Source organism: Pseudomonas sp. R37(2017) (genome assembly GCF_002113375.1).
Taxonomy (GTDB): domain Bacteria; phylum Pseudomonadota; class Gammaproteobacteria; order Pseudomonadales; family Pseudomonadaceae; genus Aquipseudomonas.
This window is the reverse complement of sequence record NZ_NEHO01000004.1, coordinates 394,415-407,950: the sequence shown is the minus strand read 5'-3', so window position 1 is coordinate 407,950 and position 13,536 is coordinate 394,415. Positions and strand designations below refer to the sequence as shown.

16 protein-coding genes and 1 tRNA gene are annotated in these 13,536 nt (G+C 51.2%); 11 read left to right on the top strand and 6 right to left on the bottom strand.

Annotation, left to right across the window (positions count from 1 at the left end):
• Window positions 1-299: 299 nt before the first annotated feature.
• Window positions 300-1,217 carry a DMT family transporter gene (locus tag CAG47_RS09890; RefSeq protein WP_085724691.1) on the top strand — a complete coding sequence of 306 codons (918 nt, stop codon included), beginning with the start codon at window positions 300-302 and terminating at the stop codon, window positions 1,215-1,217.
• A 114-nt stretch (window positions 1,218-1,331) separates the two neighbouring features.
• On the top strand, window positions 1,332-2,270 hold the full coding sequence (locus CAG47_RS09885; protein WP_085724690.1) for a LysR family transcriptional regulator: 939 nt from the start codon (window positions 1,332-1,334) through the stop codon (window positions 2,268-2,270).
• Window positions 2,271-2,273: 3 nt separating this feature from the next.
• Here the strand turns inward: CAG47_RS09885 and CAG47_RS09880 are convergent, their stop codons facing one another.
• Both CAG47_RS09880 and CAG47_RS09875 read right to left on the bottom strand, forming a co-directional pair.
• Complete coding sequence (locus CAG47_RS09880; RefSeq protein ID WP_085724689.1) at window positions 2,274-2,639, bottom strand: 5-carboxymethyl-2-hydroxymuconate Delta-isomerase; 366 nt, start codon at window positions 2,637-2,639, stop codon at window positions 2,274-2,276.
• Between the two features lie 55 nt (window positions 2,640-2,694).
• On the bottom strand, window positions 2,695-3,621 hold the full coding sequence (locus tag CAG47_RS09875) for a LysR substrate-binding domain-containing protein (protein ID WP_085724688.1): 927 nt from the start codon (window positions 3,619-3,621) through the stop codon (window positions 2,695-2,697).
• A gap of 339 nt (window positions 3,622-3,960) precedes the next feature.
• On the opposite strand from CAG47_RS09875, the gene CAG47_RS09870 reads away from it, so the two are divergent.
• The 6 genes from CAG47_RS09870 to CAG47_RS09855 all read left to right on the top strand — a co-directional run bounded on the left by CAG47_RS09870 (window position 3,961) and on the right by CAG47_RS09855 (window position 8,598).
• Window positions 3,961-5,481 (top strand): tyrosine-type recombinase/integrase, encoded by a 1,521-nt coding sequence (locus CAG47_RS09870; RefSeq protein WP_085724687.1) that lies wholly within the window; start codon window positions 3,961-3,963, stop codon window positions 5,479-5,481.
• A 743-nt stretch (window positions 5,482-6,224) separates the two neighbouring features.
• On the top strand, window positions 6,225-6,638 hold the full coding sequence (locus CAG47_RS27825) for a hypothetical protein (protein ID WP_143515829.1): 414 nt from the start codon (window positions 6,225-6,227) through the stop codon (window positions 6,636-6,638).
• A 165-nt stretch (window positions 6,639-6,803) separates the two neighbouring features.
• Window positions 6,804-6,992, top strand: coding sequence for a hypothetical protein (locus tag CAG47_RS27820; protein WP_143515828.1), 189 nt, complete (start codon window positions 6,804-6,806; stop codon window positions 6,990-6,992).
• A complete protein-coding gene (locus CAG47_RS09865) occupies window positions 6,985-7,233 on the top strand; it encodes a hypothetical protein (protein WP_143515827.1) in 249 nt (82 codons plus the stop codon). Before CAG47_RS27820 ends, CAG47_RS09865 begins: the two co-directional genes overlap by 8 nt.
• Before the next feature lies 1 nt (window position 7,234).
• The gene (locus CAG47_RS09860) at window positions 7,235-7,711 is read left to right on the top strand and encodes a hypothetical protein (protein ID WP_085724685.1); all 477 of its coding nucleotides are present in this window, start codon (window positions 7,235-7,237) and stop codon (window positions 7,709-7,711) included.
• A 425-nt stretch (window positions 7,712-8,136) separates the two neighbouring features.
• Window positions 8,137-8,598, top strand: coding sequence for a hypothetical protein (locus tag CAG47_RS09855; protein ID WP_085724684.1), 462 nt, complete (start codon window positions 8,137-8,139; stop codon window positions 8,596-8,598).
• Between the two features lie 258 nt (window positions 8,599-8,856).
• Here the strand turns inward: CAG47_RS09855 and CAG47_RS09850 are convergent, their stop codons facing one another.
• Entirely contained in the window at window positions 8,857-9,687 is an 831-nt protein-coding gene (locus tag CAG47_RS09850) for a hypothetical protein (RefSeq protein ID WP_085724683.1), read from the bottom strand.
• A 253-nt stretch (window positions 9,688-9,940) separates the two neighbouring features.
• On the opposite strand from CAG47_RS09850, the gene CAG47_RS09845 reads away from it, so the two are divergent.
• From CAG47_RS09845 to CAG47_RS09835, 3 genes are all read left to right on the top strand, one after another.
• Window positions 9,941-10,330 (top strand): Rap1a/Tai family immunity protein, encoded by a 390-nt coding sequence (locus CAG47_RS09845; RefSeq protein ID WP_085724682.1) that lies wholly within the window; start codon window positions 9,941-9,943, stop codon window positions 10,328-10,330.
• A 189-nt stretch (window positions 10,331-10,519) separates the two neighbouring features.
• A complete protein-coding gene (locus CAG47_RS09840; RefSeq protein ID WP_085724681.1) occupies window positions 10,520-10,735 on the top strand; it encodes a hypothetical protein in 216 nt (71 codons plus the stop codon).
• A gap of 132 nt (window positions 10,736-10,867) precedes the next feature.
• Window positions 10,868-11,488 (top strand): recombinase family protein, encoded by a 621-nt coding sequence (locus CAG47_RS09835; protein ID WP_085724680.1) that lies wholly within the window; start codon window positions 10,868-10,870, stop codon window positions 11,486-11,488.
• Window positions 11,489-11,860: 372 nt separating this feature from the next.
• Here CAG47_RS09835 and CAG47_RS09830 read toward each other — a convergent pair.
• The 3 genes from CAG47_RS09830 to CAG47_RS09820 all read right to left on the bottom strand — a co-directional run bounded on the left by CAG47_RS09830 (window position 11,861) and on the right by CAG47_RS09820 (window position 13,534).
• A tRNA-Ser gene (locus tag CAG47_RS09830) sits at window positions 11,861-11,950 on the bottom strand.
• An 83-nt stretch (window positions 11,951-12,033) separates the two neighbouring features.
• Window positions 12,034-12,747 (bottom strand): phosphoribosylaminoimidazolesuccinocarboxamide synthase, encoded by a 714-nt coding sequence (gene purC / locus CAG47_RS09825; protein WP_085724679.1) that lies wholly within the window; start codon window positions 12,745-12,747, stop codon window positions 12,034-12,036.
• A gap of 28 nt (window positions 12,748-12,775) precedes the next feature.
• Window positions 12,776-13,534: an MBL fold metallo-hydrolase gene (locus CAG47_RS09820; protein ID WP_085724678.1), complete on the bottom strand. Its 759-nt coding sequence runs from the start codon at window positions 13,532-13,534 to the stop codon at window positions 12,776-12,778.
• Window positions 13,535-13,536: the final 2 nt, after the last annotated feature.

Below are 13,536 nucleotides of genomic sequence, written 5' to 3'. Positions count from 1 at the left end.
CGCGGTGGCGGACGTGAACCGACGACCAAGGCTCGACGCTCGAGCGCCAGCGGATGCCTTGAGGTGGATTACGACTGGCCAACCGTCCATAGAGTGAACCGCAGAAAACAGAAGACCCGCAGCGTCACACGATGGGTTGAGTCGTTAAATCAGGATTTGAAGAACCTTGGATGTGGTCTGGCTAAACATTCCTCTCCCACAGTATTTAATTTCCAGATACCACGCCGGATTTTCTGATTTGCCGCTTCCAGGCGACACGCGCCTAATTGGTCGCCACACCCATTGACCCGGAGCCTTCCATGAAAACCACCGGTTTCGCCACCGCTCACGCGAGCATGCTGCTTTGGGCGTTATTGATCGCCGCATCGTTTTCCGCAGCGGCGCAAGTCAGCCAGGCCATCGATCCGATCCTGCTGACCGGTTTGCGCCTGCTGTTGTGCGCATTGGTGTTTCTGCCGCTGTTGCTGCATAAAGGCGATACCGTCATGACCGTCCGCGGACTGCTGGGCCACGCGGTGCTCGGCCTGCTGCTGGCGCTGTACTTCGGCTCATTGTTCGAAGCATTGCGCTACACCTCGGCCGTCAACACCGGGACGATGTTCACCCTGGTGCCACTGATGACCCTGGGGTTCGAAGCCGTCCTGACACCGGACAGCCGCCTGAAACAACGGATTGTGCCGATGCTGCTCGCCGCTGCCGGGGCAGTGCTGCTGATCTTGAAAGGCACCGGCCCCGACGAGTTGCCATCAGCGTACGCACTGACGGTGTACGGCATCGGTTGCCTGGCGATGGCACTCTACGCCCCTCTCAGCCAGCGCCTGAAAGCCAATAGCCTCAAGGGGCGCGGGCCAGTGCCCATGACGTTCTGGAACATGCTGTTCGGTGCGCTGTTCCTGCTGGTGTTCTGCGGACTCAGTGGCGGTTGGCGTTCGGCATCATTTCTGACGCTCAACGATTTCTACTGGCTGATGTACCTGGCGGTGTTCGCCACCCTGGCGACGTTTTGGCTGTTGCACCGGGCCATCGGCGTGATCGCGCCGTCTTCGGTGATTTCCTATATCTACCTGAGTACGCTGTTCATCACCTTGTTTCACTGGTTCTGGGGGCGCCAGATGCCGCTTCCGCTGGAGTTGGCCGGCGCGGTACTGGTGGGTATCGGCATGTTCGCGCTATTGATGTCCAGCCGTAGCGCTGTGTCAGCGATGGTCCAGAGCTGAAAGGTCCTTGGGCGAAACTTCCTGCCAGGCATTCTCCATTCCCTCTCATTCCGCTAGGATCATTCGCTCACCCTTGCACAGGGTCAGCGCAAGGGACGCAGCGAGACGCAATGGATGCTGAACAGTAATTCGCTTAGAAAACTCGACATGCAGGACCTCCTGGTGTTCGTCGCCGTGTACGAGCAGAACAGCGTCACCGGAGTGTCCGAGACACTTTGCGTCAGCCAGTCGACAGTGAGTTACTGCCTGAAAAAACTGCGCGCCATTTTCGAGGACGAGCTGTTCATCAATACCCGTACCGGCGGCATGCAGCCCACCGGCAAGGCTGACGCGATGTACCCCCACGCGCTGAAAGTCCTGGAAAACATCAACCTGTGCCACGCCGGCTCACCCGCATTCGACCCGAGCCTGCAAACCGTGACCTTCAACATCTGCGCACCGGAATATTTCGAGCAGTTGATCCTGCCGCGCCTGTTGAAAACCTTCGATCTCGCCGATCTTCCGGTGATGGTCAATGTGTTCAAACTCGAAGCCGACATTCCTGCCGAAGCGTTGCGCGACGGCAGCCTCGATCTGGTGATGTGCTTCGGCCCGAACTTTCATCGCCGTCACGCCGATTTCAAATCCCGGACACTGCTCGAAGATGATCTGGTGTGTGTTTTCGACAAACACGCCGCACCGGTGGAATCACGCTTGAGTCTGCAAGCCTATGTCGAACGTCGGCACGTGTTCCCGACACCCTGGACGTCCGCGACCAACATGGTCGATGGCTGGCTCGCACAGCAGGCACAACAGCGCCAGATCGTTGCACGCGCCAACAGCTACAGTGCGGCGCTGAAGCTGATCAGCGGCACCGACTATGCCCTGACCCTGCCCCGGCGCATCCGACAACTGCTGGCCAGAGCAGACAGCTTCAATCACTGTGAAGCTCCCGAAGGCTTGCCGAGCTTCACCCTCGAGATGCAGTGGAACCGGAATGTCGATCAGGACAGCGCCAACACCTGGTTGCGAGAACAAGTGATCCTGGCCTGCGCCGGGCTGGAATCAACCTGATGTTCAGTTATTGATGGCCGTCTTGCTGTAGGAGTCGCGATCGATGTCGAGAATTTCCACGCACAACTGGACCTCAATGCTGCTCGGCCATTCACACAGATCCCGCACCACTGCCAGCAGACTTTCAGACAGCTGTTTCTTGATCTCTGCGGAACGACCACTCAACAGCGCCAGCTTCACATGCACGAACGCACGTTCAGCCATTGCCGTACCGACCTTGAACGTATCGACCTTGACCGCGCGGCTCTTGATGTCGAATTCGGCAGCGAACTGACCGGAGCCCACCAGGGCATTGTTCAGCCGCATCAGTGCCACATCGGCATTCAGGTCAGTCAGGTTGGCGGTGTATTCCATGTGCAGGTGAGGCATGAGTTGACTCCTAAGTGAATGGAAAGGTCGTACGTATGACAGAGCCTCGCCCTGTTCATTCGGGCAGCGGCAAGACGGCACGCTCACTCATGAATGCCTCCAGGCGCGAGCGCAACCAGCGCTCGGCGGGGTCGGTATCGACATGACTGAGCCAGACCATGGACAAATCCAGGGTCGGTGTCTTGAAGGGAAAGGGTTCCTTGTACAGCATTCCCGAAGCAGCCATCGCCTCGGCGGCGTAGTCCGGCAGGCTGGCAATCAGGTCTGTCCCGGCGAGCAGTGCCGGCAACGAACTGTATTGCGGTACCGAGAGCACCACCTGGCGCGTGCGGCCGATTTCCGCCAGCCATTCGTCGGCGTAGCCACTGACGTTGGCGGTGTGGGACACCAGCACATGGGGTCGCGCGCAATACTCATCGAGGGTCAGCGCCGTGTCGCTGGCATCGGCGCGCAATATGCAGGGCTGGATGTGCCGAAGCAACTTGCGCTTGGCATTGGCAGGCAAGCCACGGGTCTGGCTGATACCCACCGTGATATCGCCGGACGCCAGCAAGTCGGGAATCCGCCAGTAATCGACATGCTGCACCACAAACACCACTTTCGGCGCTTCCTGGCGCAGGGCTCGCAGCAATGGCGGCAACAGGCCGAACTCGACATCGTCGGACAAACCGATGCGGAATGTCATCGTGCTGCTGGCCGGGTCAAAATCATGGGTCAGGCTCAAGGCCACGGACAAGGAATCCAGCGCCGGCGACAGATGCCTGATGATCTCCTCTGCCCGAGCCGTCGGCTCCATGCGATGACCCACGCGTATGAACAGCGGATCATTGAACATCGCACGCAAGCGGTTGAGTGCAGAGCTGATGGTCGGCTGCCCGAGAAACAGCTTCTCCGCCACCCGAGTGACATTGCGCTCCAGCATCAGCGTTTCGAATACCACCATCAGGTTGATATCCGCCTTGCGAAGTTCGTTACGATTCATCCACTGCCCCCGATCCCCAAATCTGCTGACAGTTTAGGTAGCCGGGGCAACTGCCGTCCATCCAACTCAAGTTCAACAGCCTGATGCGGTTCACGTTTCAGCTACTGGATTTCCTTGATCGGATGCAGGCAGCGATAGACCGCTGGAAAAAGCTCCGGAAACGAAAAAGCCCCGGAGCTTTTCAGCTACGGGGCTTTTTCTGTGTAATGGCGGAGAGATAGGGAATCTCCGATAACGATCTTTAACCCCAACAAACCCAGTATTTATTGGCCTTCACCACCAATAGTAGTAGAAAATAGTAGTAGAATTCACACTACTACTCACGCCTTGGTGCTATGTATGGCTGATCATATTTTCCAAAAGAAAAACGAATCAACGTGGTATGTCCGGCTTGATGTACCGAAGGATGTCCGCCGGGCGCTTGGCAATCGAACCGTGTTGATCCAGTCACTCAAAACCGGCATGAGATCGGAGGCAATGCTCCGCCGTCTGCCGATCCTTTCACAATGGAAAGCTGACATTGAAGCGGCGAGAACGGCAAAAGGTAATAAGGGAGACGAATGGCGACTTGCCCAGCATGAGCTTGGAAAACAATTGAAGCAGAAGCAAAACGATGGCGTATCTCTGCTACTCACCCCGATAAATCTAGATGTTGTTCCTGATCGCCCTGACGGCTTATTCATTGGAAAACTATTGGAAATGGCGAAAGCCATGGAAGAAATGGGAGAGCATGCATTAGCTGCTCGTGTAACCGACCATGTAAAGAAATTCAATGATGCCTGCGAAAAAGGTATGACAGCTGGTGACGCCGTAGTCCTACATCACAATCTTCTGTCGATCCAAGGAGATGCTGAAGCCGTCGTTGCTGCATATGAATACAACCTGTCTGACGAAGAGCATCAGGAAGCTCAAGCGATTGTACGTAATCCGACATTGTACAAACCACGCTCACCAATCAGCCCATCCATGATTGAAGCATGGGTAAAGTACCTTGTCACACAAATCGAATCAGAGAAAACCCGTGATAGTCATAAAGCTCGCGTTGAAAAGATATCCAAGTTCCTGACAACTGAAGGTGCCCCGCTCACCTTCGACACCATCCACAACTTTGTGAAAAAACAAGGTGGTGCCCGCCAGACCCTTTTGAACTACTTGTGGTCGGGACGAGATTTCTGGAAATGGGCTATAAAATACAACGCTCAGTTCCGTGATGAATTCACCGGGCAGCAGTGCCCGTTCGATGGTCACGATCTACCAAAAGTTGGTAAAGAAGCCGGTGAATCATATCTTCCCTTCACCCGTAAAGAGATTGAAGACCTGTACAAGACAGCCCGAGAAGGCGGTAAAGACGATTTAGCCAATCTCATCATCTTTGGTGCATACACGGGCGCTAGGATTGAGGAAATCGGGCGAATTGAACCGGTTGACACAATATTTGACCAGCATAACGAACCAATAGGTTTCCACATCCCTAAAGCCAAGTCGGTTGCCGGTGTACGAGATATCCCGTTGCACGCATCTCTTGTTCCTCTATACAAAAGTCTGTGTTCGCAAGCACCAGCGAATGATGGATACTTATTCAAAGGTGGCAACAACAAATACGGCATCCGACTTGACAGGCTGGGTAAACAGTTTGGGCGATTGAAAACTAAAGCTGAGTTCTCAAAACTTCACGTATTCCACAGCATCCGAAAAACCACCACGACCGAACTTCACCGAGCAGGTGTAGGTTTGGAGGTGCTGCCGTACATCGTAGGACACGAGAACAAATCGTTCACGTTGAGCGTCTACAGTGGCGGATGCTCATTTGAACAGAAGCAGGAAGCTATACAACTCCTACACTTTGATTTTCAAAAATAGTTTAATCTAAGTGTCAACATTAGTTGAGGCGGATATTGACAATGAGAATCATTCGTGATATAATGCTCTCATAGTGGAGTTGAACAGCTACACTCCGTTCTCAGTGTATAGCCATTCACTTGACCGGTATCTCCAAGCTGACAGCTTGCCCTTCCTTCAAGTGTCAGTATGTGAAGTTGTTCCTCCACAGCTAATTCCCCAAAGCCATAACCCTCACCGGTATGGCTTTCTTTTTGTCTATGCCGGACATTTTACAAACACTATCAACTAACGAGGTAGATACCTATGACTATTAAGCTCTGCCGTGGATGTTCCACACCACTGATCAACCGTAGATCACATGCCGCAACATGCTCAAGCAAATGCAGGAACGCGGTATGGCGACAATCAAAGATCACGATGATTCCAGAGCGGATTATGTTCAGCATTGCTAACCATGCACTGATTACCAAAGCTGCTGATGCTACTGGAAAATCAGTTAATCAATACGTACATGATCGTGCTGTCCAAAGTGAGCGTTCACTATGAAGATATTCCTCAATCAAGAGGCTGTGATGAAACTAGAAGAGTTAATGGTGCGTACTGGGTACACCAGTCACACCCATTGCATTAACGTAATGCTAACCAGCGTCACGAACAACCTTCGACGCCGTGATAAACAGAAGAAATCAAACGTCTAACACCACTCAATCCTAAATACTTTAACCACAAGTCAGAGGATCACCTATCGATAAGGAAAACCAATGAGTAACTTCATAGTCGTACATAAGCCATCACAACTCATTCTGAAAGTGATAACCAGTTCATTACCACCAAAACCGGATGATGACCATAGCTTTCATGAAGCTTCAATCATTGTTCTCAACCACTTCTACAAACTTCACAAAAAGGCATTGACCAGAGGTGTGTTGGTTAGCGTTGGTGAGCTTATGGATAGTTGTCCAAGCTTCAGCGAACAAATCAGTGGCAACAGACATAGTAAAGCTAAGTTGGTCAACACTCGCATTCGTAATGAACAGACGCCAACGTCGGTTGATCGTGAGTCAAGTATTAAACATTGGATCGCTTCCAATCCAGATGCTAATCACCACCACCTATCAGATGTATTTCTCACCGGCACAATGGTTGCTGAAGCTTACTTAGATAAGTACCGCTGAGAGCTTCTGTAACGCGTTTATAGCCTCAAATACCTGTCACCCTGGGCTACCCCCTAGGTTGCCACTTTTGCACGTCTACACACCTTGATTTATATGGGTTGAAAACGCTATTTCAGCCGTATCTCAGGTGTATATCAATACAACAAACCAAAGGAATAATAATACATGAATACCCCGCTGCTTGAACGGCACCTTGCTGTGCTTCAAATGAAACATTATTTATCGTTACAACAATCAGCAATGGCTGCTGGTGATGAAAATGAAGTAAACCGTGCCTCACAACAGCTTGAACGTCTGGTTAATGAATATGGCATTCAAGCTTTACGTGAAGCAAAGAGTGATTGCTATGAGTGATGATACCAAAACGAAACTGGACTACTTCACTGCTGGCTTTACCAAAGCATTCGCAAGACGTAGTAAAGAACAACTTCCAAAGCAGCATACAAAGACTGATGTTGATGTAATCACGAGTGCTAATACAATCAACACCGGTAAAGTAACAACCATCACCAACATCAAGTTAACCGATGAACAATACCGCATGACCATCGTAGAGTTGATGGTAAATCGCATTCGACAAAAGAAAGGAAAATAAAATGACTGATAGAATTAAGATATCTGGTGCACCTCGCCAGTATGATGAAGCTGAACTTAAACAACTTCAGGAACATGCCCACGCCAAGTACAGGCAATCTGCACAGTGTTTGGAGGTTGTACAAACTGACTTCCCTTACGAATTTATAACCGCCATTATTGAGAAGTCGAAACTTGGTTATGAACTCAGCAAGTGGTCACCAATCATAACACTGCCGCTTGATTACTCGGCATCAATGATCAAACCGCCAGAATTGCAAAAATTAGATCTTGACGTTATCGATGTGGACGTGAAGGCACAGTACATAAAAGAACTTGAAGCAGAGCGTGAAGAATATAAAGCAAAACTCACTCAACAACTGATCCAAGCCGCTGAGTTGAAAGAACAGCGTCGAGAAGAGGAGAAAAGAGCAAAACTATTGCGTGAGATTGAAAAGGAAGTTGCTGATACATTTGCCCCGTTGATCATTCCAGACTGATCCTGTAACACCTTCTGCAAACTCCCACAATCGCTTCTGAGCGCTTTGCAATGAAAAGTAATACCGCTATGGCTCCGGCAGACAATCAACGTCTGCACGGGGCTTTATGCTGCCTTGTAGAAAGGTGTGCATGTGGTGTGAATGTTCATCGCGATCATGGTGGGTTCATCACCACAAAACGGGGTTGAAAATGAACCAGAATCAGGGTTGAAATCACCGCACTAGTAATGCGAAAATCGCCGCACTAGTAATTCTGTACGTTTTGCCTTAAAACGTCGGTTTGGCCCAATGTTTACGGGGGATTGCCGGCATCGCAATCAGCGTGACGTATTGAAGTATCTAGGAAAGTGAGAGATTGAGAGTTCTAGTGCTGTGTTTGAGAGTATGTATTCAAGAGATTAACTTTAAAGATTAGGGGAAAGAGAATGAGTGAAACGAGTGAAGACAAGACCAAGAGACGATACCTAGCATTGCTGACAGGACACCACTGGTCACATCAGTACTCAGTGTTCTATGACGACCTTAAGCTGAGCAACCAACTGTTGACTGACAAGGAACCATTTCTGCAATCCTTGCGTAAGCGATACCCCGGTCAACCCTTCTTGGTTCGTATCCAGACCAAGAATGGGAATGGTAAAGGTGACAAGGGATTGCAAGCGTACCTAATGATCCTGACCACAGCCCAGTCAGGCGGCTTGAAACAAATTGTTGATGAGTCATTCACAGCAGACATGAACGTCAAAAGCAAGAGGCTTGAAGGACTGAAACCATACACAATTGCCAGTGCAATCGAAAACCAAAGACCACATGACCTTACGAAAGTCTTTGGTGACATCAGAATCAGACGTTGGTCGTTGTTGAACAAAGCGATGTTGGTGCCGGTGTGATGATCGCCACCACCACAACCTTGGTGCAGGACTGAAAGCAGGTGAGTCAGCAGGATGATCCTGGTCAACGGTGTGACGCTGCATTGTGGTAACGGTTGTTACAACCCGCATTTTCATTGGTGCCTGAGCAATTCAGGCTAAGCATGATTCACTTTCTTTCTCGATATTGTACGTAGTAGTGCCAATCGATTGAAAACCGGGAATAAAACCTAGCCTTCAACCGATATGACATATTCGCCCTACGATCACCGCCAAAAACTACTCCCCTTTCAAATCCTTCATGGCGTCACCATACCCAGCTTCCATCACAGCCCATTGACGCTCCAATTGTCGTTGAAAGTCTGCCACATCACAGGCAATGCCGAGATCCTCGCGTATGGCTACCATAACCTTCAATTGAATCTTAGATAAGGCTTTCATTTCAGGGAAAAGCATCGTGCTAAATTCGCGCAATCCAACGTGAAGCGCCTCGTAAGCAAGAGCGCGTGCATCTGCATACTGTTGAGCCTGACTGGAGTTAAATTCGTATGAGCTTTGAAGACTCTGAAACGCCACCTCATTTTGCCGCCCCTCCTCATTTAACTTGTTCATTTCCCGTATTACTCTTGAAGCCTCAGCAGATGAACTCTCATGCAATGAGTTGTTAATCTCGATATCTGTTCTTGCAGCCTGTATGACAGCAAGCCGAGGTAGTAGCTTTAAAAACAGCGAGCCAAGCTCAACACCTAAACCCCCCGCCAATATCGAAGTCTTAGATTCAGCTACCAATTTTAACCTTGCTATCGACCCGGTAATCTCCTGAAGCTCTGACATTAGGTTCAAATTAGTGAGAGAGCGACTAGACAGGTTGCTAATATGAAGACTTGCAACTTCAATATCTTCAAACGCCTTTAAGTAAACCTCACGCCTAAGATTGCTGACTCTCTCCTTGGACTTCTCGGTCGCATCATGATTAAGTTGCAACACCAGTCGACTGGTATTGCTTCTATTCGAAACCATCACCCCAAGCAAAGTTATGCCTGATGCGGCGACCCCCGACCAAATAACATCTGGAACTGATTTTAAAAAGCAAATAATCTCCGAAAGCATTACATCCCTCCTTGATTTTGATGGCTCTTCAAAGGCGAAACCATCTTTAGGTTGTTAACTTCAGTCATGCTCAGCAGGTAAACCTACTTGCAAGCCCGGCTCATGCCCTTATCTTCCATTCGACTTGTTCGATGCCACCGGGTTGGTTGTACCGTCTTGAGGCGGAAGCCTCGTGAGCCATGGGCGATACCCTCGCTGATCTATGTACGTGCTGGTACATTGCCATCCTCGCGAACCCAAAGGAATGCCCCTTTTGAAATCCAAGATGATGTGCACGCTAACGTTGCTGGCCAGTGGCTGGACTGGCTTTGTATTGGCAAACGGCAATGTCCTTCTTCAGCAGTGTCAGGACGCACTGAATGTCGTAGATGGCGGTGCTGGTAAGAGCGCATTTGGCGGCGGAGTATGTCTAGGTAAGATCGAAGGTACTCTCGATGGAATCGAAATGGCTCGTGGTTACTACAGTGCCTCTTCGGGAAAGACGCTCCCTCCATTCATCTGTCCGCCTGAGTCTGTGACGAAGGAGCAACAGTTACGGATTGTGGTGAAGTACCTGAAAGAGAACCCGGAGAAACTTCACCAGCATGAGGTCACTTCGATAGCTCTGGCGATGGCTTCCGCCTTCCCTTGCGGAAAACCCTGAATCAACCTCGCGTAACCTCAGTAGGGACTTTCACATGGTTGACCTGGAGAACAACATCCCGGTGCTTACCGCTACAGGGCGTTAATACATACCCTGACCGGCGAATCGATCACGCCACAGATGCCACTACACGCCGTCTCAACCATGTGCTGAGCTACGATCTTTACACCCCCATCAAGGACGACACCTATGTCAGACAACAACCACGCAGCCATCGCTACCGCCGATGTTCTGACTTTGCTTTTGCACAACCAGCATGCTTTGGCTGCTGCAATTGAAGAAGTTTCTTTGTGGGCAAAGTCAACAGGTTCGCCCGACGTGCACGACAACGCGATTGCAGCATTGGAAACCATTGACACAAATGCATCTGCCATCACCGCTGGCATTCTTCGGATACGCCAGTAACCGCTATCAAAGAAGTCTACTTGTCTGGTAGTCGGATAACCGGTGATAAACCACTATCAAATTACTATTGCAGATAGCTATCAGATAGGATTATCATAGGTCTATCAAATCAATAGCCAAAGGATAGCCAGCATGAACGCACATCTGTACCTGAGAGCATCAACCAAGGATCAAGATGCAAACCGTGCCCGTATCGCACTGGAAGCATTCGCTGGTGATAAAGGTTTGAACATCGTTGACGTGTACGCCGAGAACATCAGTGGTACGAAACTCAACCGACCTGAATTGATGAGACTGCTGGACACTGCACAACCGGGGGAAATTCTCTTGTGCGAATCCGTAGACAGGTTGTCGCGTCTGTCTCAGACCGATTGGGAAACGCTCAAGGCAACGATCAAGGCTAAAGGTTTGAAGCTGGTGATTGCTGACCTTCCAACCAGTCACATGATGGTGAAAGACAAAGGTATCACTGGTCAGATCATGGATGTGATCAACGATATGCTGATCGAACTGATGCAAACTATGGCTCGCCTCGATCAAGACAAACGTGTTGAACGTATCAACCAAGGACTTGCTAACAAGCGTGCTGCTGAGCCTGAGTGGAAGCCATCAGGTAAAGGGAAGAATGTAGCATTGCATGAGCAGGTGAAGTCGCTGATGCAGGAACATCCAACCATGTCTGCTGACAAGATCGCCAAGCTGGCTGAGTGTGGTGTTGCAACTGTTTATCGGATCAAGCGAGAGCTAGCCTAAACACCATAGAACAACGATAAAGGCTGAGTGCCTGCATGACACTGGCATTCAGCTAAAACCCCACATACGCGATCCTACGCAGCCTCACAACCATTCACTTGACGCACACCCACTCTCGGATGTTGAGATTATCCCGACCACCGGGTGTTTCCTGAATCCGGTCCGGTTAAACGCTGGCGACCAATCTCCAGACAACCAACACCGGATTCTGCCCATCAGAGCATATGGATTCGACCACAAAACGGGATTCGATTGCCGGGGTGGTTTGGGTATTTGGGGAAAAAGTGAGTAGTAGAATTGAGTAGTAGAATCGAAAAACACATAGGCACAAAAAACCCCGTAAATCAAGGACTTACGAGGCTTTTTGAATAATGGCGGAGAGATAGGGATTCGAACCCTAGGTACCGGTGAAGGTACAACGGATTTCGAATCCGTCCCATTCGGCCACTCTGGCATCTCTCCAACGGCGCGCATCATATCAACACTTTCGCCGGAAGCGAACCCCCCAAGCGAAATATTTCTGTGCTTTCAGATGCTTGCGTCGATTAAAGCGGTACGCCCAGACGATTGGCGACTTCTTCGTAGGCTTCGATGACGCCACCGAGGCCCTGACGGAAGCGGTCTTTGTCCATCTTCTTCTTGGTGTCCTTGTCCCACAGGCGGCAGCCGTCCGGGCTGAACTCGTCGCCCAGCACGATGGAGCCGTCGCTGAATACGCCGAATTCAAGCTTGAAGTCGACCAGCAGCAGACCGGCGTCATCGAACAGCTTGCTCAGGACTTCGTTGACCTTGAGCGACAGTTCCTTCATGCGAACCAGTTGCTCGGCAGTGCCCCAGCCAAATGCCACGACGTGGGATTCGTTGATGAACGGGTCGCCCTTGGCGTCGTCCTTCAGGAACAGTTCGAAGGTGTAAGGATTGAGCTTCATGCCCTCTTCGACACCCAGGCGCTTGACCAGGCTGCCAGCGGCGTAGTTACGCACGACGCACTCGACCGGGATCATGTCCAGCTTCTTCACCAGGCATTCGTTGTCGCCCAGCAGCTTGTCGAACTGGGTCGGCACGCCGGCAGCTTCGAGCTTCTGCATGATGAAGGCGTTGAACTTGTTGTTCACCATGCCTTTGCGGTCGAGCTGTTCGATACGCTTGCCGTCGAACGCCGAGGTGTCGTTGCGAAACAGCAGGATCAGACGGTCAGCGTCGTCGGTCTTGTAAACCGACTTGGCTTTGCCGCGGTAGAGTTCTTCACGTTTTTCCATGATGGGCTCCGCTTGCTAAGTAGATGGGCTAGGCGATGTGACGCCAGTCGAGCCCTGAATCTTGATCGGCCAGTTGCAGCCAGTCCGGGTCGCACCCGAGGGTGTCGACAAAACATTGCCGGGCCAGCCGCGGCAGGTTGTTCTTGCTGCTCAGATGGGCCAGGACCAGGTGTTGCAGGTCTTTCCAGCCCAGCTCGGCCACCAGGAATGCCGCCTGATGGTTGTTCAAATGTCCCAGCTCACCGCCCACCCGCTGCTTGAGAAAGTAAGGGTAGTGACCGCGAGCCAGCATGTCCCTGCAATGGTTGGACTCGATCATCAACGCATCGAGGTCCCGGTAACCGTCCAGCACCTTGTCACAATACGACCCCAGGTCGGTCAACAGGCCAAAACGCCGTACACCGTCACTGAAGACGTACTGCGTCGGTTCCTGTGCATCATGGGCCACGGCAATGACACTGATGCTCAAGTCGCCGATTTGCAGTTGCTCGCCACCAGCCAGAAAGCCTGCCGGTTCAATTGGCTTGCGCATCCCGCGCAAGGTCCCGCGACTGAGGTAGACAGGCAGATTGTAGCGCCGAGACAGCAAACCCACGCCATGCACGTGGTCGGCATGTTCGTGGGTCACGAGTATCGCGCTCAACTGCGCCGGGTTCACACCCAGGCGCAGCAGGCGTTTTTCGGTTTCCCGCAGGGAAAAACCACAATCGACCAGGACATACGTGTCATCGCTGGCTATCAGCGTGCCGTTCCCCTGACTACCGCTGCCGAGAACGGCAAAACGCACAG